This is a genomic window from Pseudomonas sp. LAIL14HWK12:I10 (assembly GCF_900184205.1).
GTDB classification, from domain to species: Bacteria; Pseudomonadota; Gammaproteobacteria; order Pseudomonadales; family Pseudomonadaceae; genus Aquipseudomonas; species Aquipseudomonas kermanshahensis.
Genome location: NZ_FXWU01000003.1, coordinates 290,418 through 309,207 on the forward strand (window position 1 = coordinate 290,418; position 18,790 = coordinate 309,207).

Here is an 18,790-nt window from a genome sequence, read left to right on the forward strand (position 1 = left end):
AGCTGATTGACAGTAAGTGACCAATCTATAATATGGTCACCATCTATTTTCGCCTATGAGAATTCCCATGTCGGCCATGCGCACCCTTGCACTCGTGATCAGCACCAGCCTGGCGGCAGGGTGCGCAGTCGGCCCTGACTACCATCGCCCGGACGCACCGCTGGCCGACCACTACCTGGGTCAGGCCGCCGTGGAACGGCGAGCCGCGCCGGCACCTGCCAGTTTCGCCCGGTGGTGGGAGGGCTTCGGCGACGCCCAGTTGAGTGCGTTGATAGACGAAGCGCTGGCGCAGAATCTCCACATCGCCAAGGCCCGGGCCCGCGTCATGCAAGCCCGTGCCGGCCTTGGCGCCGCCAATGCGGCGCTGCTTCCCTCGGCCACGATCAACGGCCAGGCGGCACGTGCCCAGCAATCGGTGGAAACGCCATTGGGCCAGGTACTGGACGCCACGCCCGGCTACGACCGCAATGGTAATAGCTACGAGGCCAACCTCGAAGCGAGTTGGGAGCTGGATGTGTTTGGCGGCCTGCGCCGTGGCAAGGAAGCTGCCCAGGCGGATTACCAGGCATCCGGGGCCGACGTCGTTGCCACGCGGCTCGCGGTCGCCGCGCAGACAGCCGACATCTACATCAGTATCCGCGGCCTGCAGGCGCGTATGGCGATTGCCGAGCGGCAGGTCGACACACAGCAGGCGTTGCTGGACAAAGTGCGCCTGCTACATACGCGCGGCCTGGCCGCCGACTATCAGGTGCGACAGACCGAAGGCGAACTCTCGCAAGTCAGGGCCAGCGTGCCGGTCTTGCAAGCGGGTCTTGATGCAGCCATGAACGCGATGGATGTGATGCTCGGCAGCACGCCGGGCACCCACCGGGCCGAACTCGCCAACGCAGGCGCCATTCCACGCGCGCCGCAGCTCGTGGCGACGGGCACGCCCGCTGACCTGCTGCGCCGTCGCCCGGACCTGATTGCCGCAGAGCGCCGACTGGTCGCCGCCAATGCGCGTATAGGCGAGGCGATCAGCGAGTACTACCCGAAGTTCTCACTCAGCGCTCTGCTCGGCAGTGCTACTACGCAGAATGGTAACCTGTTCAGCAGCGGTGCAGCGCAATCGGCTGGGGTGTTGGGTTTGCGTTGGCGGCTGTTCGATTTTGCGCGCATCAACGCCCAGATCGACCTGGCCAAAGGCCAGGAAGCAGAAGCGCTCGCCGCCTATCGCCAGTCTGTACTAATGGCCAGCGAGGATGTGGAAAATGCCTTCTCGGCGCTGGTCAACCATGAAACCCAGGCTGCGCTCCTGACGGCTGGCGAAACCGCCCTGGCAAACGCCCGGCAGTCTTCCTTCATAGCGTACCAGAACGGCGCCGCCAGCCTGATTGACGTGCTCAACGCCGATCAGACGCTGCTGCGCACTTCCGACGCCAGGGCGCAAGCGCAGACAGGGTCGGCCCGCGCGGGCATCGCAGCATACCGTGCCCTAGGAGGAGGCTGGGATTCCGAACAAATGGCAGTGAATGGACCGTTAGAAGCTAAATAGCCGGAGTTTGCTTTGGGCCGAATTTAGCCTCTTGTGGACGACCGCTTTGGGTCGAAAGCGGTCAGTCGCGAACGGCGGCTATCGACCCATAGCGGCCTCTGGCGAAGTGTAGTAATCGGCCAATTGCGGACATCAGCAATTAGCCTCACAGAGCGATATTCAACAGCCCGCCCAGGACGCCGCTGCCGAGTACAACCAGCCACGGCGGCAACTTCCAGAACATCAACGCAACTAGTGCCACAAGGGCCAGACCAAAGTCTTGTGGGGCGTGAATGGCACTCATCCATACCGGCTGATATAGAGCGGCAAGCAACAGACCCACCACAGCCGCATTGATGCCCAGCAGTGCCGCTTGGGTGCGGCTGTTGCGGCGCAGACGCTCCCAGAACGGCAAGGCGCCCACCACCATCAGGAAAGAAGGCGCGAAAATCGCCAGCAAGCAGATCAGGCCTCCAAGCCAACCGCTTGGCGCCTGGTTCATAGAGGCGCCGAGAAATGCTGCGAAGGTGAATAGCGGGCCAGGGACGGCCTGAGCTGCGCCATAGCCAGCCAAGAATGCATCGTTGTCGACCCATCCAGAAGGCACGACTTCAGCCTGCAATAGCGGCAGCACCACATGTCCGCCACCGAAGACCAGCGAGCCGGTACGGTAGAAAGCGTCCACCATCGACAGCATCTGACTTGGGAACAACATTGCCAGGAGCGGCAGCCCGAGCAGCAAGGCAAAGAACAGGGCCAACCAGATTAGGCCAGCGCGACGCCGGATGCTAATGGGCAGTGGATCATGGGATTCGTCCGGCAGGGGCTTGAACAGCAACAGACCAATGATCGCGGCAATAAAAATGACTCCCACTTGCCCTAAGGCGGACGGCATGAGCAGCACGAAGCAGGTCGCTGCCGCCATGATGGATATACGCGGCGCATCAGGGCACAAATTACGCGCCATACCCCATACCGCCTGTGCGACCACCGCCACGGCTACCACCTTCAAACCGTGCAGCACGCCAGTGGGCACGGCATCGCTATAGCTGGCGATGCCCAAAGCGAAGAGGATCAGGGCAGTCGCGGAAGGTAAGGTGAATCCCATCCACGCAGCCAGGGCGCCGCGGTAGCCTGAGTGAGACAGACCAAGCGCGATGCCAACCTGACTGCTAGCAGGTCCCGGTAGAAACTGGCAAAGGGCGACCAAATCCGCATAACTGCGCTCGCTTAGCCACTGTCGACGCACAACGAATTCATCTCGGAAGTACCCCAAGTGAGCAATTGGGCCACCAAAAGAAGTCAGGCCCAATCGCAGAAAGATTAAGAAAACAGTCCAGTGGCTGCGGTCAGCCTGTGGGGTATTGCTCATGTTCGTTTGATCCATCATTGGCAAATTCACCGAACGATAATCGAAAATCGTAACGGAATATGATGAACCTAGCTGCGTAACCTGATGATGCAGAGACCTACTGAACCTTGTCGCGTAGCAGGTTGAACCCACCCCATCAACTGCCGAGAGAAAGCTCCAATAGCTCATCAGCTTGACAAGTGACCGATTTTGACCGTTAGCCGACCTCGGCGAAAGGCAGCTTTGGGTCGATTGCAGCCGCTCGCTAGTAACCCCTTTCGACCCCTAGCTGACAGCCGTAGCCGTGCTGCAGCCAAAAGGAGGGCTCAGTTCACCATCACTTCGTCCAGCGCCCGTTCAAGGGTGCTGACCGTGCGCTCGATATTGTGCAGTTTTTCGAGCCCGAACAGACCAATACGAAAGGTTTGGAAGTCGGCCGGCTCATCACATTGCAACGGCACTCCGGCGGCTATCTGTAGGCCGTGTTCTGCAAATTTCTTACCGTTCTTGATGTCGGGATCATCGGTGTAGCTCACCACTACACCCGGGGCCTGAAAGCCGGCTGCGGCCACGCTTTTGATGCCTCTGCCGGTCAACATGGCGCGGACGCGATCGCCCAACGCCTGTTGTTCACCGCGCACCTTGTCGAAACCGTAGGCTTGCATCTCGTTCATCACGTCGTTGAATCGCGCGAGAGAATCGCTGGGCATGGTCGCGTGGTAAGCATGTCCGCCCTGTTCGTATGCCTGCATGATCTGAAGCCACTTTTTCAGGTCGCAGGCAAAGCTGCTGCTATGCGTCTGCTCGATGCGCTCGAGGGCCAATGCACTGAGCATCACCAGCGCGCAGCAAGGGGAGGCGCTCCAACCTTTCTGCGGTGCGCTGATCAGCAGGTCGACTGCGCACTTGTCCATATCAACCCAAAGCGTGCCTGAGGCGATGCAGTCCAGGACGAACCGCCCCCCCACTGCATGCACAGCGTCGCCAATGGCCCGCAAGTAATCGTCGGGCAGGATAATCCCGGATGAGGTTTCAACGTGTGGTGCAAAGACAATCTGCGGTTTGTGCGCCTCAATGGCCGCTAACACTTCGTCCAGAGGCGGGGGCACGTAGGCTGGCTGGCGACCCGTGTCGATCGGTCGGGCTTTCAGCACCGTGGTAGCCGCCGGAATGTTGCCCATCTCAAGGATCTGGCTCCAGCGATAACTGAACCAACCGTTGCGGATCACCAGGCACTGCTGGCCGGTGGCAAACTGCCGCGCTACCGATTCCATCCCGAATGTACCGCTACCCGGCACTACTGCAACAGCCCGGGCGTTATAGACCTGTTTCAGGGTGCTGGAAATGTTCTTCATCACGCCTTGAAATGCCTGCGACATATGATTGAGCGAGCGGTCGGTGTAGACCACCGAATACTCGACCAGCCCCTCAGGATCAATACTTGGATAGAGCTTTGACATGCGGTGACTCCTTTGGCAGAGATGTCATTGGTATGGACCCAGCCCTAAGCCTTGGCAACTGAGAAGTTAGAACATGGCTCGGACGGAGGTCGTTCACGTCCGGTTAGTCGACAGCAGGCGGTGGTGACTGTCTGCTATCACCCCACCCAACAAGCCATTAAGCTAGCGCACTGTCTGACCGCTCTCTCAGGACGAGGCCAACCATGTTCGATCACCCGACCCACCCCGAAATCGCTGAATGGTTTACCCAGTTCAATGTCCCTGAGGTGTCCTACAGCGTCTGCTCCATTGACCAGAGCAATGAGCCGCCCGAGCACTGGTTTTACAAACGCAAGAAGTTGCGGCCTGAAAGCCTGAAACTCGATCTGCACATCCCGGCCAACGGTAGCTGGTGGGTCGACCTGTCGCGTCATGACAAGCTCTTCAACGTCCAGTGGCGCCCCAACAATGACCTGCGCATCGAGTCGCAGCAACTGCGCTACCGCAAGCAGATCAAGTGGCCCCGCCTGCACAACCTGATGGGCTTCCCCTTGCTGGTCGAACAGTTGCAGCAGTGCCTCGAGGTGACCTTCCTGCGCCATGCCAATATAGGGGCGCGCTTGCTGGAACCCGAAGCGTTGGCGCGCAATCCAGAACTACGGCAATGGCTGGCACCCTGTGCCGACACTTTTGGCTGGAACAGGCGAATGCAGCCGGAATAACAGGGCCGTGCGATTCACCTACAAGCTCAAGCGTCGCCCGCTACCCATCAATCCGATCAATCTCCTCCTGGCTCAGCGCACGCCAATCAGCCGGCAGAATCCCGTAATCGGCGCGCGCGGACTCAAGGGCCTGCGCCAATGACAGCATCAGGTGATCGCCTTCAACCTGTTGAGCGCCGTAATCGATGAAGCGAATCTCCAGATAAACCGGCGGGTCCTCCCCTCCTTCGACCTCAAGACCAAACAGCACGATGGCCGTTACGTTGGGACGATATTCACAGGGTTGCCGCACCTTGGCGAACAGGTACACGGGCTTTTCCGTCATTCGTTCAACTCCGTTACATGCCCGGGTACAGACCCGCAGGGGGTTGGTAGTCGGGGTCTTCGAAGCGACTGTTACTGTAAGTCGTTTTGGCCGTTGGCCCGCTGTGGGGGTACGTCACTTGCGGGTTGGGGACGAGGTGCCACTCGGCGCCGTCTTTGTCGCGCTCAATCAGCGTGGGATACAGCGTGCAGGTACCGCCTGAACCGGAGGTCAACCTGAACTGATAGTAGCGCCCTGCCTGGGGCGTGAACTGAGTTACGACCATGCAGGATTGCGTACGCGGCCCCTCCCAGAACATGCCCACCTGCGTTTTGATACCGGGCCTGACACGGGTTTCGAAGTAGTCGAACGTCAAGTCCTGCCCGGCTTTGGGCATGCCCTGGTCCTGTGTATTGATGAACGGCAGCGGCCCGGTGCGGATCACGCCGCCCGAGCGCACGCCGTTTTCGTATTGGTAAATAGTGGCATGCTGCGTGAAGTTGACGACGCGAACCCACGCGGGATCCGGCTCGTTTTCTGGCGCGACGAAGTAATCGGTATGAGGTAAATATTGGCAGCCCGCAAACAACGGCAGAAGCAGCAAGCAGCGTGCAGTACGGATCGACATGGCGCATGTCCTTTGCAAAGTGCCTGTACAGACCACACGAGCGGGGATGCATTCCCTAGCTGCTTCAAGAATGTCACGCTTAGCCGTCGGCCAAACGGTCATGGCGAATCGCCTTGAGGGGGCTATCGTTGCTTGTCTGGGCAACGACTACCGACCGAGGGCGGGGCGATGAACACCAGTGATCTTCTCGAACAGTTACTCCGGGCCGGGCAAGGCTCGCAAGCGCAACAAGGCAGCGGCGGCCTGTCATCGCAAGATGGCCTGGGCGGTTTGGGCAGCTTGCTGGGTGGTTTGCTTAACGGCGGCAGTGCCGCGGGTGGCGGCGGTGGCCTTGGCGGTCTACTGGGCGGCCTGTTGCGGGGTGGCGGCAGCGCTGGCGGCATTAGCCAGGGGCGCGCCACGGGTGGCACCCATTACGCGGCCCTGGCGTCGCTGGGCATGATGGCGTTCCAGGCCTATCAAAGCTGGCAGCGCAGCCAGGCGGCAGCCCCGCAACAGGCCATGCGTACTGTCGATCAATTGTCCGGCCCCGAGGCTGAGGGCCACAGCCATGCAATATTGCGCGCGCTAATTGCGGCAGCCAAGGCTGACGGGCGCATCGACGAGCAAGAAGAACAGTTGATCTACGCAGAAATCAAACGTCACACCAGCGACCCGCAACTGCAGCAATGGCTGGATGACGAAGTCAGCAAACCCCTCGATGCTGCCGAAGTGGCACAGTCGGCACAGGACCCGGCCATGGCTGCGGAGATGTACCTGGCCAGCGTGATGCTGGTGGATGACCAGCAGGCCGCAGAGCGGGCCTACCTTGATGAACTCGCCAGCGCTCTGCAAATCGACCCGACCTTGCAGGTGCACCTGGAACAACAGGCCAAGGGAGCCGCCTGACCGGGCTGAGATGCCTGCGCTATTTCATTAACCTGAAGCCCGCGCAGGCATAATCCCGAGCGTAAGCAGCCTGTGAAGTTGTGCTGCTTAGCTGTCACCTTCCTGCACACTGACCCTCACGCCCGTGCTTGCGATTTCGTACTCGGATTCCGATATCTGCCGCACGGCCCCACCGAATTGCATTTCAAAATGCACCGGACCTTCATGCCGAATCATTCCATTGGGCGAGCGCTCAACGGTCTCATCCTGATAAATGTTGATCACATAGACCACATTATCCGTACCCACCCCGACTTTTTTTCCAACGTATTTGTCCGCCATATCCTTACGCCTTGAGTGAAACCTCACAGCCGCTGCACCTGGGATGCAGACCGTTAAAGCCTGTGCGCAATGGCGCAAGCGGTCTGTGCGCTACCGTACAGACGCTTCGAATTAGATAGCTGCCGCAGGCTAATTAGACAGGCTGGATGGTATCCTCCAGCGGTTTTACCCCGTTGGCAGTAGCGGACGGCGAACAGGACAAAAGGAAAATGTCATGCGTACACGCACCCTCCTCGCGGCATTCGGCGCCGCGTTCACACTGCTGTCAGCCCCGGCATCGGCCACCCAGCCGGCGCCCGTGACGCCGGCACAGGTGAACAAAGACCGCATTTCGGTAACGGTCGAAGGCAGCGGCCCTGATGTGATCTTGATCCCGGGCTTGGCGTCTTCCCGCGAGGTGTGGCGTGATCTGGCCACCCGCTTGCAGCGCAGCCACCGCCTTCACCTGGTACAGGTCGCAGGTTTCGCCGGGGCACCTGCGGTGTCCGACTCGCGTGGAGAAGTCGTGGCGCCAACGGCCGAGGCCATCGCTGACTACATCCGCACCCAGCACCTCAAGGCCCCGGTCATCATTGGTCACTCGTTGGGTGGCGAGGTGGCGCTGATGCTCGGCGCGCGTCACCCCGATCAGGTCGCGCGGCTGATGGTCGTCGATGCCCTGCCCTTCTACACACTGCTCATGAACCCTTTCGCAACCCGCGAGACAGCCGAACCGCAGGCGGCTGCATTCCGCGATTCGCTGCTGGCGTCAACGCCTGAGCAGGCTGAAGCCCTGCAGCGTGTATCCATTGCCCGCTTGGTAAAAAGCGAAGCAGCCCGGCCTGTGCTGCTTGCGGCGGCGACAAGCTCGGATCGGCAGACCACGGCGCAAGCCACTTACGAACTGATGACCACCGACCTGCGCCCGGAGCTTGATCGCATCCAGGTGCCGGTCGAGGTCGTCTATGCCTATGACCCGGTGTACGGCATCCCTGCGGCCAATGTCGAGGCGACCTTCCGCAACGCCTATGCCAATACCCCGCACATCAACTTCACGCGCATTGACGACAGCTTCCACTTCGTCATGCTCGACCAGCCAGAAGCGTTCGCCAACGTGGTCACTGATTTCCTGCAGCCCTAGCGGGCGCCTGCCACCGCCGTTCAGCGCTTGAGCAGGGCAATGAAAAACAGCCCGCCAAGCGCCGCAGTGGCAATGCCGATCGGCAGGTCTTGCGGGGCGATCAGGGTGCGTGCAGCCACGTCTACCCAGACCAGGAAAATCCCCCCCAGCAGTGCGCTCACCGGCATCAGCCGGCGGTTTTCCGCCCCCACCAGCGCCCGCGCCATGTGCGGTACCATCAAGCCGACAAAGCCGATGGCACCGGAGAGCGACACCAGCACACCGGTCAGCAACGAGGTGCAGGTGAACACCTGCAGGCGCAGGCGTCGGCCGCTGAAGCCTAGGCTCACTGCGGTCTGCTCACCGCTCATCAGCGCATTCAGCCCGCGCCCCATGACCTGCAAGGCCACCAGCCCCAGCACCACGCAAAGCGCCGGCAACCAGAGGACATGCCAGCGCGCCGCCCCCAAGCCTCCCAGCATCCAGAACACCACCGAGGCGGCGGCGTGCTGGTCGCCGGTGTACAGCAGCAGGTTGACCACGGCCATCAACACGAACGACACGGCGACGCCCGCCAGCAGCAGGCGGTCGCTTTCCATGCGGCCATGGCGCCGCGCCACGGCGATCACCAGCAGCATGCTCGCTGCTGCGCCCATGAACGCCGCCAACGGCAGGCTGAAGGCACCGATGAATTCGCCGAGGTAGAGCATCACCAGCACCGCCCCCAACGCCGCGCCGGAGCTGACGCCCAGTAGGTGCGGGTCTGCCAGAGGGTTACGGGTCACGGCCTGCAGCGCCGTGCCGACCAGTGCCAAGCCGGCACCCACCAAGGCCCCCAGTAAAACCCGGGGGGCGCGAATCAGCCAGACGATCTGCGCCTGGCTTTGGGACCACTCGCCTGGCCCGGCGATGCCCAGTTGCTGGCCGACGATCCCCGCCACGTGGGCCAGCGGTACCGATGCGGGGCCGAATGCCAGGGCGATCAGGCACGACACCAGCAACAGTGCTGTCAGCATCACGATCAACCACCGGTAGGCCACAGGGCTGTGCCCGACCCTCATTGAACGGCACCTTGGAACAGCTGCGGATGCAGGGCAGCAGCCAGCTTCTCGATGGCCAGGGCGTTCTCGACAGCGGGCGTTACCTCCAGGTAAGTCAGCACAATGAAGCGCTGCTCACGAATCGCCTGCACGTCTTTCAACGCCGGCAGTCGCAGCAAGAAATCGCGCTTCTGCTGCCAACTGCTCGGGCCATAGTCGACGATCAGAATGACCTGCGGGTCGCGCTCCACCACACTCTCCCAGTTCACCTGGGTCCAGCTGGCAGACACGTCGTCCATCACATTGCGACCGCCTGCCGCCTCGATCAGGGCCTGGGGTACGCCCAGCCTTCCCGAGGTGGTCGGGCGGTCTTCGCCACTGTCGTACAGAAATACACGGGGCGCAGGCTGCGCGTGTTCAACCCGGCGCTGCACGTCACCGATGCGCGTGCGCATGCTTGCGATCAAGGCGTCGGCCTGGGGCTCGACGGAAAAAATCCGACCTAGATTGCCCAGGTCGCGATAAACGTCATCCAGCCTGGCCCGTTGCTGGGCCATGACCCACGAACACGACTCGCTGAGCTCGTACACCGGGATACCAAACGGCGCGAGGGTGCTGGGCGTGACTGGCCCACCGACCTGCATGCCGTAGTTCCAGCCGGCAAAGAACAGGTCGGTTTCAGCCGCCAGCAAGGTTTCGATGGCGGGGTAGCGGCTGGCCAGCGGTGGTACGCCCTGCAGCGCTGCATCCACCCACGGGTCGCGGTGTTTGCTGGCAGTGAAGCCGGTGTAGCCGATGATGTGCTCGCGCAGCCCCAGGTGCAGCAGCATGGCGGTCATGTTCACGTCGTGCACCACGACCCGCTGCGGTGGCTGGGTGAACGTTATGTCGCGGTCACAGCTGCGCACGCTCAGGGGGTAATCGCTGGCCATCGCAGGCAGCGCGGTCAGCAGCGCCAACAGGCCGATCAGGTAGCGGACAGTCATGTTCGGGTGATCCAGGTAATGCGTGGGTAGGGATGCAGGGGATGCGGGTCGACCAGCGCCTCGACGCCGAAAACCTGCAGCAGCAGCGCGGGGGTCAGCACCTGCTGTGGCGTACCGCAGGCGACGATGCGCCCGCCGTCGATGACGTACAGCCGATCGCAAAACGCAGCCGCCAGGTTGAGGTCGTGGAAGCTGGCCAAAATGCTCAGGCCCAGGCCACGCAGGTGCTGAAGCAGCTCCAGCTGGTAGCGTGGGTCGAGGTGGTTGGTTGGCTCGTCGAGTAGCAGCAGCTGTGGCGTCTGCACCAGCGCCCGGGCCAGCAGCACGCGCTGTTTCTCGCCGCCAGACAGGCTGGCAAAGGCCCGTTCGCCCTCGCCGGCAAGGCCAACTTGCGCCAGTGCCTGGGCCACTTGCCGGGCGTCCTCGGCCGTGTCGCCGTCGAACAAGCCCTTGTGCGGTGCGCGCCCCATCGCAACGATGTCGCCAACGCTCAAGCCAAACGAATCGGGAAACTCCTGCAGCACCACCGCGATGCGTTGTGCGCTCCAGCGTGCGCTGCGTTGCCAAAGGTCATCACCGCCAAGGCGCACACGGCCCTCGGCAGGTTCGTTGGCGCGGTAGGCGCACCGCAGCAGGCTGGTCTTGCCGCTGCCATTGGGGCCGATCAAGCCGACGAACTCGCCCTGTTCCACCCGCAGGTCCACGCCTTGCAGCAGCGGGCGCGGCGGCTGTCCCCGTTCAAGCAGGGCCCAGTCCAGGGCCTCGATGTGCAGTTGTGTCATGGGCATCACCTCCAGGAAGCACCGGCCAGGAGCCGGTGCGACAGGCTCAGAAGCTGTAGTCAGCCGTGACGAAGAACGAACGCGGTTCGCCCAGGTACCACTGCCGGCCGTTGTTACCCGTGGTGGTGGCGTACTGGCGGTCGAACAGATTGTTCAACTGCAGGCCCAGGGTCAGGTCCGGTTGCACGTGCCAGTCGATGTTGGCGTCAACCACGGTGTAGCTGGGCACCTCGACGGTGTTGGCGTTGTCGGCGTAGCGGCTGTCGACATAGCGCGCCCCGGCGCCGGCACTGAAGCGTTGGCCGAAGTCTTTGCTCAACCACAGGTTGGCGGAGCGGCGCGGCACGTTGATCGGCTGGTTGCCGGCGTAGTCGTTGGCGCCACTGGCAAACTCGTCATACTCCGCGCGCACCCAGGCGGCGTTGGCCGACAGTTGCACGTCATACGGCAGGCGCAGTTCGAGGGTGGCCTCGATGCCGTCCGACGACTGTTGGCCGACCTGCTGTTGCAGCGTGGGGTTGAGCGGGTCGGTGCTCAGCAGCTTTTTCTTGACGATGTGATACGCCGCCAGGGTCCACTCGCCTCGCCCGTCAGGCAGCCTGTGCTTGATGCCGGCTTCGGTCTGTTTGGCGGTGCTCAGGTCCCATTGCTGCTGCGCGGCGTTGAGGGTGAGCAGGTTGCTCACACCTTCGGTACTGGTAGCGTACTGGCCATAAACCGACAGGTCCTCGGTCAGCGCGAACACCAGGCCGGCGCGCCAGTTGTCGCCAGACAAGCTGCGATCGGTGCGGGTATCGGCATCCAGGTCGTCACGGTTCAGGTGCACCTGGTCGCGGCGTGCACCGGTGATCAACGACAGGCGCTCGGTGAGTTGCGTGCGGTTTTCGGCGAACAGCGAGAATTGCTTGGCCTGGTTGGCTTCGCGCGAGCGGTAAGGGTCGTTGCTGATGTACTCGCCCCCACCGGAACCGGACAACGGCACGGTATCGGTCAGGGTGTTGCCGAAGTCGTGCTTGCGCACGAAACGGATCGTGTTGTAGTCGGCGCCCACCACGGTCTGGCTGTCCAGGCCGAACAGTGGGTGTTGCAGGATGAACGACTGGCGATCGCCGAGCTGTTCCTGGGTCTGCTTGATGCTGATGAAGCTGCTGCGCCGCACCTGGTCGCCTGGCAGCCAGGTGTAGGTCTCGGCGTTGCGCCAGCGGCGCTGGGCCTTGAGGAAGTACAGCTGGTTGCTGGCGGTGAGGTTGTCGTTGATCACCCAGTCGGTGACCAGCCGCGTCGACTGGTCGTTGTAATGCACTTCGGCGTTGTCGACGTTGTAGTTGTGATCGCGCAGCGACTCGCGGTAATGCCCGTCCACCAACGGCGTCCCCATGTACTGCTGCGGGTCTTGGTCTCCGTAGTCGTGGCTGAGGGTGAAGCTCAGTTCATCGCTGGGCTGCCAGCGCAGCGCGCCGCTGATGGCAAGGCTCTGCGAATCGCCCCGGTCGACCCAGCCGTTGCTGGCCAGCTTGTTGAGGTTCAAGCGGTAGCTCAAGGTGTCGGTCAGCGAGCCGCCGCTGTCCAGGGCCATCTGCCGACGGTCATCCGAGCCGTAGCCCAGGCGCAGGTGATTGCGGATTTCACCTTCAAAAGGCTTCTTCGGCACGACGTTGACCACCGCACCGGTGGCGCCCTCCCCGTACAGCACCGAGGCCGGGCCGCGCAGCACATCGATGCGCTCGACCGACCAGGTATCGACCGGGAAGGTCACGGTGCCGGCGCCCACGTAAAGCCGGGTACCGTCGTACAACTGCATGGTCGAGCTGTGCCCGGTGAAGCCGCGGGCCGACAAGGCCGTGCCGCCGTTACCGGGGGTGCCGATGAAGGTGATGCCGGGTGAACGGGTGACCGCGTCCTGCACCGTGGCGTTGTTACGCGTGAGGATTTGCTCGGCACTGATACTGGTCACGCTGGCCGGTGTTTCCAGCGGCGTCAGGCCAAGCCGCGAACCACTGGTGCCTGGGGTATGCAGGTCGGGCTGAGGGTTGTGCTCGGCCGTGCCGGTAATGTCCGTGGCCGGTAGCGCCAGGGCGTTGTCCGCCTCGGCGGCGTGGGCGGCAACAGAGAGAAAAACACAGGGCACCAGGCTGGCGTGCAGCAGCGTACCTGGCAGAGAATTAAACAGCGAATAACGGGACATGTCGTTCCACTTGAAGCAGGAATGAAAGAATCCCGGAGGGAACAACGCAAAGAGGAATCGCGGGCGAGCACGCCCACGGAAACCGGCCTGCGCCCGCCCACCGCGGGTTTGCCAAACGATGCTTCAGGCCGGTCTCCGGGCTCGCGAGGGTCATGAAGCCTTCACCTTCCCATGCCAGGGCACAGTGGTGTCTTGAATGCTTCGCTCGCATACCGTTGCGGGGGCAGCGCCGGACTGATCATCGAACGATGACGAACCGGCTTCCCGTTTCACCCCATGCACGGCGGCAGGGGGCACCTGAAACAGGCGCGCAGATGACCATCAAAAGCCCGCTGCGTCAACCGGCTTGTGGCAAACAGGTCGCCTGAGCTCGCCACTTCAGGCCCTGGGCGAACGCGTCACGGTTCAATCATCGCCAGGGCTTTCTACTGCCTTTTCTGGCGCGGCATTTTGTAACGTTCAGTAAGAAGTTTTTGCATGGACATCATACCCACCACTCTTTAGCCTTACGCCTCCGTCGAAGTGGGGACCCCGTGTGAAGCAGCAGTCAGCTAAACCAAAGCCCGCCCTCTGGGGAATTCTGATGGTCGCCGCGAGCCTCTGCGCACACGCTGACAGCACACCCCAACAAAGCCCGACGCTGGTGTATTCCTGGCCCGTTAACGCAGGCCCGCTCGACCCACGCGGCTACTCGCCCAATCAGATGTACGCCCAGGCCATGGTGTATGAACCGCTGGTGCGTTACACCTCGGCGGGCACTGTAGAGCCGTGGTTGGCACAGGCTTGGCAAGTCTCCGACGATGGCAAGACCTACACCTTCAACTTGCGAGATGGCGTGCGCTTCAGTGACGGCACGCCATTCGACGCTGCAGCTGCCAAGGCCAACCTGGATGCCGTCCTGGCCAATAGCCAACGCCATCGCTGGATGGAGCTGGTCACCACCCTCGACCACATCGAGGCCCCTGACCGCCTGACCTTGCGCCTGGTGCTCAAGCACCCGTATTACCCAACGTTGATGGAACTAGCCCAAGTGCGCCCGCTGCGCTTCGCCTCCCCACAGGCCAAACCTGGCGAACCCGCCGGCACCGGCCCATGGATGCGCGTCGAATCGCGCTTGGGCGAGTATGACCGCTTTGCCCGCAACCCCTTTTACTGGGGCGCAAAGCCGGCCTATGGCGAGGTGCTGGTAAACGTCATCCCTGATCCCAACAGCCGCGCGCTGGCCCTGCAGGCCGGCGAGCTCGAGCTGATTCAAGGGGCCGCCGGCGAGATTACCGCCGGCACGTTCGTGCGCCTGCGCGACCAAGGCTTCGCCACCGCCCTCTCGGCACCGCTGGCTACCCGCACCCTGGCGATGAACACCGGGCATGGCGCCACCCGTGACCTGGCCGTGCGTCAAGCGATCAACCAGGCGGTGAACAAGCAGGCCATCATCGACCAGATTCTGTATGGCCTCGAGCCCCGTGCCGATACCCTGTTCGCCAGCAACATGCCCTATGCCGACATCGGCCTGAAACCCTACGCCTACGACCCTGCCCAAGCCGCCCGCGAACTTGACGCTGCCGGCTGGACCCTGACGGCAGGCGCAACGGTACGTAGCAAGGCCGGTGAACCGCTGTCGATCGAACTGGTGTTCCTCGGCACCAGCGCGCTGCAGAAGAGCCTGGCTGAAGTGCTGCAAGGCGAGCTGGCTAACGTCGGCATGCGCATTGAGCTGCGTGCGGTCGAAGAAGGTGGGCTGGTCCGGCGCCAGCGCGATGGCGACTTCGGCATGATCTTCGCCGACACCTGGGGAGCGCCCTACGACCCGCACTCCTTTGTCAGCTCCATGCGCTATGCCGGCCATGCCGACTACATGGCGCAGCGTGGTTTAGCGATCAAGGACGAACTGGACCAGCGCATTGGCCAGGTACTGGCAAGTACCGACGCGCAGCAACGCGCCGAACAGTACCGGTTCATCCTCACCACCCTGCATGAGCAAGCCGTGTACCTGCCGATTTCCTACCTCACCGCCATCAGCGTTCGCCGCGACTCCGTTGCCCATGTGCAATTCGGCAGCACGCTGTTCGACGTGCCGTTCGAAGCCATGACACCGAAGCAGGGAGACTGACATGCTGCGCTATATCCTGCTGCGGCTGGCACTGCTGGTGCCAGTAATGCTCGGGGTCTCACTGCTGGTCTTCGTGCTGCTGCACCTGGGCAGCACCGACCCGGCCCTGGACTACCTTCGCCTGTCGCACATCCCGCCGACTGACGCGGCCATTGCCGAAGTCCGCCATACCTTGGGCCTCGACCGGCCGTTGCTTGAGCAGTACCTGACCTGGCTTGGGAAGGCCGTGCAGCTGGACTTCGGTATTTCATACCTCACGGGGCGGCCGGTGCTCGACGACCTCCTTTACTACCTGCCCGCCACCTTGCAACTGGGCGGCCTGGCCCTGGCCTGCACCCTGCTGCTGTCGATTCCGCTGGGCCTGGTTGCTGCGCGCTGGCAAGGGCGCTGGCCCGATCACGCCGTCCGCGCGGTGACGTTCCTGGGTGTCTCGATGCCCAACTTCTGGCTGGCGTTTCTGCTGATTGCGCTGTTCTCCCTTTGGCTGGGCTGGTTACCGCCACTGGGTCGCGGCAGTGCCGGGCATCTGGTGATGCCGGTACTGGCGATTGCCCTGATGTCGATGTCGATCAACGCCCGCCTGTTGCGGGCAAGCCTGCTGGAGGCCAGCGGCCAGCGTTATGTCACCTACGCCCGTGCCCGCGGGCTGCCCGAGCGCCGGGTATGGCGTGACCACGTGTTGCGCAACGCCTGGCTACCCTTCGTCACGGCCACCGGTATGCACATCGGGGAATTGATCGGCGGGGCACTGGTAATCGAGACCATCTTCGCCTGGCCGGGCGTAGGCCGCTTCGCGGTGTCGGCGGTGCTCAACCGCGACTTTCCGGTCATGCAATGCTTCACCCTGCTGCTGACAGGCCTGCTGATGGTCTGCAACCTGGTGGTGGATGTCTGTTATGCCTGGCTCGACCCTCGCAGCCGTCTTGAAGGGGTCGACGCATGAGTGTACTGGCCATCTTCCGTCGCGCTACGCTGGCCGGCCAGGCCAACCTGATTGCAGGGCTGGTACTGGTCAGCGTGCTCTACATGTTGGCCGTGTTTGGCCAATGGCTTGCCCCGCACGACCCGGACCTGGTCGACCTCGGCCGACGCCTGCTGCCACCGGACAGCAGCCACTGGCTGGGCACCGACCACCTTGGCCGCGACGTGCTGTCCCGGTTGATCGTCGGCACACGGCTGTCGCTGGGCAGCGTAGTGCTGACACTGGCGCTGGTGCTGTTTCTGGGCCTGCTGGTGGGCGGGGTGTCCGGTTTTGTCGGTGGCAAGGTCGACCTGCTGCTGATGCGCCTGTGCGACATGTTCATGACCTTCCCCACGCTGGTGCTGGCGTTCTTCTTCGTCACCCTGCTGGGTACTGGCCTGAGCAACGTGATCATTGCCATCGCCCTGTCGCACTGGGCATGGTATGCGCGCATGGTGCGCGGCATGGTCATCGCCCAACGCGGCCGCGAATACGTGATGGCATCACGCCTGGCCGGTGCCTCACGTTGGGCACGGCTGCGCCAGCATGTGCTGCCGAACATTGCCGGCCCCTTGCTGGTGCTGGCCACGATGGACATCGGGCACATGATGCTGCATGTCTCGGGGCTGTCCTTCCTCGGCCTTGGCGTCACCCCGCCCAGTGCCGAATGGGGGGTGATGATCAACGATGCCAAGGAGTTCATCTGGACCCAGCCGCAACTGCTGCTGTTGCCCGGGCTGATGATCTTCTTCTCGGTGATGGCGTTCAACCTGCTGGGCGATGCGTTGCGTGATCGCCTGGACCCAACCCAGGAGGCTCATTGAATGCCCGTGTCGACGTTACAGCTCAAAGGCCTGTGTATCGAAGGGCGTGCTGGCGTGTTAGTGGACGACGTCGACCTGCAGCTGCGCCGAGGTGAAGTCTGTGCCCTGGTCGGTCACAGCGGATCGGGCAAATCGCTCAGTTGCCTGGGTTTGCTTGACCTGCTGCCGCCAGGCCTGCGCCGTACACGCGGCCAGTTGCTGCACGATGGCAAGCCATTGGCGGCCGATCAGGTGCGTGGGCAGCTTGCCAGCCTGATCCTGCAGAACCCACGTAGTGCATTCAACCCTGTGCGCAACATGGCTAGCCATGCCCAGGAAACCCTGAAACTGCGAGGGGTCGTCGGCAGCGCTGCACGTACGCGGATGGATGAATGCCTGGAGGCCGTGGGGTTGGATGACCGCAGTCGGGTCCTGCAGTCGTTCGCGTTCCAGCTCAGCGGTGGCATGTTGCAGCGCATGATGATCGCCCTTGCGCTCATGGCCGAAAGCCCCTTTCTGTTGGCGGACGAGCCCACCAGCGACCTCGACGCCGTGAGCCAGGCGCGCTTTCTCGACCTGCTCATGAAGCTGGTGCAGCAGCACAGGCTTGGCGTGCTGTTGGTGACCCATGACATGGGGGTGGTTGCCCGCTGCGCCGACCATGTCGCGGTGATGGAAGCGGGGCGCGTCGTCGAGCGGCAAACAGTGCATGGCCTGTTCGATCAACCGGCCAGCGCCACCGCCCGCACCCTGCTTGAAGCCCATCAGCTACTAAACGGGAGCCAGCCATGAGCCTGCTGCACGTTAAACAACTCGGGCATGGCTACCGTTGCGGAGGGCTACTGAGCAGACGCGGCTGGCTGCAGGTGCTCGACGGCATTGAGCTTGAGCTGCAGCCCGGTGAGTCGCTCGGCCTGCTCGGCAGCAGCGGCAGCGGCAAGAGCACGCTTGCCCGGTTACTGCTGGGCCTGGAGAAACCCGCGTGTGGCCAGGTGACATTTGCCGGCCAAGAGGTCAGCCGACTGCGCGGCGGTGAGGCCCGTGCTTTCTTGCGCGCCGTTCAGTTGGTACTCCAGGACGCGCCCAGCGCGTTCAACCCGCAACGCAGCATCGGCTGGAGCATTGCCGAGCCATTGCGTCACCTGAGCGAGCTGGACGAAGCTGCACGCAACGCGCGTACCGTAGAGCTACTAGAGCACATGGGCCTGCGCAGCGAGCATGCCGAGCGCCTGCCGCACCAACTCAGTGGCGGCCAGCTGCAGCGCGCCAATATCGCCCGCGCGCTGGCCATCTCACCCAAACTGGTAATACTGGACGAGGCCTTGTCAAACCTGGACCGGGTGTTGCAACTGCAACTGCTGCAGCGCCTGGATGCACTTCGACGCGAGCACGGCACCGCGTTCTTGCTGATCACCCATGACCTGAGCCTGGTGCGCTACTTCTGCCAACGGGTGGTCGTGTTGGACGCCGGGCGTATCATCGAGGAGCGTCAGATAGACGGTAGGCTTTCGTTCGATCACGCCGTTGGCAAGCAGCTACAGGCCGCAGTACTGCCGGTGCGGCCAACAATGCGCGAGCCTGAGGCAGGGTCGCCGGCGGCCTTGTCACCTGCGGCAGTTCGGGCGACGACTAGACTGAGTGTCTGACCCAGCCGGTGG

General features: G+C 62.8%; 18 protein-coding genes and 1 riboswitch. Of the genes, 9 read left to right on the forward strand and 9 right to left on the reverse strand.

The features are described 5' to 3' along the window. Positions 1-67 precede the first annotated feature (67 nt). Positions 68-1,534 carry an efflux transporter outer membrane subunit gene (locus QOS90_RS08410; RefSeq protein WP_027596274.1) on the forward strand — a complete coding sequence of 489 codons (1,467 nt, stop codon included), beginning with the start codon at positions 68-70 and terminating at the stop codon, positions 1,532-1,534. A gap of 145 nt (positions 1,535-1,679) precedes the next feature. Here the strand turns inward: QOS90_RS08410 and chrA are convergent, their stop codons facing one another. Beyond that, positions 1,680-2,885, reverse strand: coding sequence for a chromate efflux transporter (gene chrA / locus QOS90_RS08415; RefSeq protein ID WP_085273177.1), 1,206 nt, complete (start codon positions 2,883-2,885; stop codon positions 1,680-1,682). A 305-nt stretch (positions 2,886-3,190) separates the two neighbouring features. Further along, positions 3,191-4,324, reverse strand: coding sequence for an aminotransferase class V-fold PLP-dependent enzyme (locus tag QOS90_RS08420; protein ID WP_085273176.1), 1,134 nt, complete (start codon positions 4,322-4,324; stop codon positions 3,191-3,193). Between the two features lie 203 nt (positions 4,325-4,527). Between QOS90_RS08420 and QOS90_RS08425 the strand changes: the two genes are divergently transcribed. Beyond that, positions 4,528-5,025, forward strand: coding sequence for a hypothetical protein (locus QOS90_RS08425; protein ID WP_085273175.1), 498 nt, complete (start codon positions 4,528-4,530; stop codon positions 5,023-5,025). Positions 5,026-5,065: 40 nt separating this feature from the next. On the opposite strand, the gene QOS90_RS08430 is transcribed toward QOS90_RS08425, so the two are convergent. Both QOS90_RS08430 and QOS90_RS08435 read right to left on the reverse strand, forming a co-directional pair. Further along, positions 5,066-5,350 carry a hypothetical protein gene (locus tag QOS90_RS08430; RefSeq protein WP_085273174.1) on the reverse strand — a complete coding sequence of 95 codons (285 nt, stop codon included), beginning with the start codon at positions 5,348-5,350 and terminating at the stop codon, positions 5,066-5,068. A 13-nt stretch (positions 5,351-5,363) separates the two neighbouring features. Continuing rightward, positions 5,364-5,957, reverse strand: a complete 594-nt coding sequence (locus QOS90_RS08435) for a hypothetical protein (protein WP_085273173.1) — start codon at positions 5,955-5,957, stop codon at positions 5,364-5,366. Between the two features lie 168 nt (positions 5,958-6,125). On the opposite strand from QOS90_RS08435, the gene QOS90_RS08440 reads away from it, so the two are divergent. Beyond that, positions 6,126-6,845 carry a tellurite resistance TerB family protein gene (locus QOS90_RS08440; protein ID WP_085273172.1) on the forward strand — a complete coding sequence of 240 codons (720 nt, stop codon included), beginning with the start codon at positions 6,126-6,128 and terminating at the stop codon, positions 6,843-6,845. Between the two features lie 87 nt (positions 6,846-6,932). On the opposite strand, the gene QOS90_RS08445 is transcribed toward QOS90_RS08440, so the two are convergent. Next, on the reverse strand, positions 6,933-7,166 hold the full coding sequence (locus tag QOS90_RS08445) for a hypothetical protein (protein ID WP_027596268.1): 234 nt from the start codon (positions 7,164-7,166) through the stop codon (positions 6,933-6,935). 214 nt (positions 7,167-7,380) lie between these two features. Between QOS90_RS08445 and QOS90_RS08450 the strand changes: the two genes are divergently transcribed. Further along, entirely contained in the window at positions 7,381-8,286 is a 906-nt protein-coding gene (locus QOS90_RS08450) for an alpha/beta fold hydrolase (protein ID WP_085273171.1), read from the forward strand. A gap of 20 nt (positions 8,287-8,306) precedes the next feature. Here the strand turns inward: QOS90_RS08450 and QOS90_RS08455 are convergent, their stop codons facing one another. Genes QOS90_RS08455 through QOS90_RS08470 form a run of 4 tightly spaced genes read right to left on the reverse strand, consistent with a single transcriptional unit; the run spans position 8,307 to position 13,258 of the window. After that, entirely contained in the window at positions 8,307-9,326 is a 1,020-nt protein-coding gene (locus QOS90_RS08455; protein WP_085273170.1) for a FecCD family ABC transporter permease, read from the reverse strand. Beyond that, entirely contained in the window at positions 9,323-10,291 is a 969-nt protein-coding gene (locus QOS90_RS08460) for an ABC transporter substrate-binding protein (RefSeq protein ID WP_085273169.1), read from the reverse strand. Before QOS90_RS08460 ends, QOS90_RS08455 begins: the two co-directional genes overlap by 4 nt. Then, entirely contained in the window at positions 10,288-11,073 is a 786-nt protein-coding gene (locus QOS90_RS08465) for an ABC transporter ATP-binding protein (RefSeq protein WP_085273168.1), read from the reverse strand. Before QOS90_RS08465 ends, QOS90_RS08460 begins: the two co-directional genes overlap by 4 nt. 46 nt (positions 11,074-11,119) lie before the next feature. Beyond that, positions 11,120-13,258: a TonB-dependent receptor gene (locus tag QOS90_RS08470; protein ID WP_085273167.1), complete on the reverse strand. Its 2,139-nt coding sequence runs from the start codon at positions 13,256-13,258 to the stop codon at positions 11,120-11,122. A gap of 109 nt (positions 13,259-13,367) precedes the next feature. Continuing rightward, a riboswitch (cobalamin riboswitch) is annotated at positions 13,368-13,574 on the reverse strand. 219 nt (positions 13,575-13,793) lie between these two features. Here QOS90_RS08470 and nikA point away from each other — a divergent pair. Genes nikA through nikE form a run of 5 tightly spaced genes read left to right on the forward strand, consistent with a single transcriptional unit; the run spans position 13,794 to position 18,778 of the window. Further along, on the forward strand, positions 13,794-15,368 hold the full coding sequence (gene nikA, locus QOS90_RS08475) for a nickel ABC transporter substrate-binding protein (RefSeq protein WP_085273166.1): 1,575 nt from the start codon (positions 13,794-13,796) through the stop codon (positions 15,366-15,368). A gap of 1 nt (position 15,369) precedes the next feature. Further along, positions 15,370-16,311 (forward strand): nickel ABC transporter permease subunit NikB, encoded by a 942-nt coding sequence (nikB, locus tag QOS90_RS08480; protein ID WP_027596261.1) that lies wholly within the window; start codon positions 15,370-15,372, stop codon positions 16,309-16,311. Continuing rightward, positions 16,308-17,153, forward strand: a complete 846-nt coding sequence (nikC, locus tag QOS90_RS08485) for a nickel ABC transporter permease subunit NikC (RefSeq protein WP_085273165.1) — start codon at positions 16,308-16,310, stop codon at positions 17,151-17,153. Before nikB ends, nikC begins: the two co-directional genes overlap by 4 nt. After that, the gene (gene nikD / locus QOS90_RS08490) at positions 17,154-17,924 is read left to right on the forward strand and encodes a nickel import ATP-binding protein NikD (protein WP_027596259.1); all 771 of its coding nucleotides are present in this window, start codon (positions 17,154-17,156) and stop codon (positions 17,922-17,924) included. Then, positions 17,921-18,778, forward strand: coding sequence for a nickel import ATP-binding protein NikE (gene nikE, locus QOS90_RS08495; protein WP_085273164.1), 858 nt, complete (start codon positions 17,921-17,923; stop codon positions 18,776-18,778). The genes nikD and nikE overlap by 4 nt, the downstream gene beginning before the upstream one ends. The last annotated feature ends 12 nt before the right edge of the window (positions 18,779-18,790 follow it).

Coding starts and splice junctions, on each gene's coding strand:
- nikB (WP_027596261.1), top strand. CDS start 15,370: ATGCTGCGCTATATCCTGCTGCGGCTGGCACTGCTGGTGCCAGTAATG.
- QOS90_RS08445 (WP_027596268.1), bottom strand. CDS start 7,166: ATGGCGGACAAATACGTTGGAAAAAAAGTCGGGGTGGGTACGGATAAT.
- QOS90_RS08410 (WP_027596274.1), top strand. CDS start 68: ATGTCGGCCATGCGCACCCTTGCACTCGTGATCAGCACCAGCCTGGCG.
- QOS90_RS08455 (WP_085273170.1), bottom strand. CDS start 9,326: ATGAGGGTCGGGCACAGCCCTGTGGCCTACCGGTGGTTGATCGTGATG.
- QOS90_RS08425 (WP_085273175.1), top strand. CDS start 4,528: ATGTTCGATCACCCGACCCACCCCGAAATCGCTGAATGGTTTACCCAG.
- nikD (WP_027596259.1), top strand. CDS start 17,154: ATGCCCGTGTCGACGTTACAGCTCAAAGGCCTGTGTATCGAAGGGCGT.
- QOS90_RS08470 (WP_085273167.1), bottom strand. CDS start 13,258: ATGTCCCGTTATTCGCTGTTTAATTCTCTGCCAGGTACGCTGCTGCAC.
- nikC (WP_085273165.1), top strand. CDS start 16,308: ATGAGTGTACTGGCCATCTTCCGTCGCGCTACGCTGGCCGGCCAGGCC.
- QOS90_RS08430 (WP_085273174.1), bottom strand. CDS start 5,350: ATGACGGAAAAGCCCGTGTACCTGTTCGCCAAGGTGCGGCAACCCTGT.
- QOS90_RS08465 (WP_085273168.1), bottom strand. CDS start 11,073: ATGACACAACTGCACATCGAGGCCCTGGACTGGGCCCTGCTTGAACGG.
- QOS90_RS08440 (WP_085273172.1), top strand. CDS start 6,126: ATGAACACCAGTGATCTTCTCGAACAGTTACTCCGGGCCGGGCAAGGC.
- QOS90_RS08450 (WP_085273171.1), top strand. CDS start 7,381: ATGCGTACACGCACCCTCCTCGCGGCATTCGGCGCCGCGTTCACACTG.
- QOS90_RS08460 (WP_085273169.1), bottom strand. CDS start 10,291: ATGACTGTCCGCTACCTGATCGGCCTGTTGGCGCTGCTGACCGCGCTG.
- nikE (WP_085273164.1), top strand. CDS start 17,921: ATGAGCCTGCTGCACGTTAAACAACTCGGGCATGGCTACCGTTGCGGA.
- chrA (WP_085273177.1), bottom strand. CDS start 2,885: ATGAGCAATACCCCACAGGCTGACCGCAGCCACTGGACTGTTTTCTTA.
- QOS90_RS08420 (WP_085273176.1), bottom strand. CDS start 4,324: ATGTCAAAGCTCTATCCAAGTATTGATCCTGAGGGGCTGGTCGAGTAT.
- QOS90_RS08435 (WP_085273173.1), bottom strand. CDS start 5,957: ATGTCGATCCGTACTGCACGCTGCTTGCTGCTTCTGCCGTTGTTTGCG.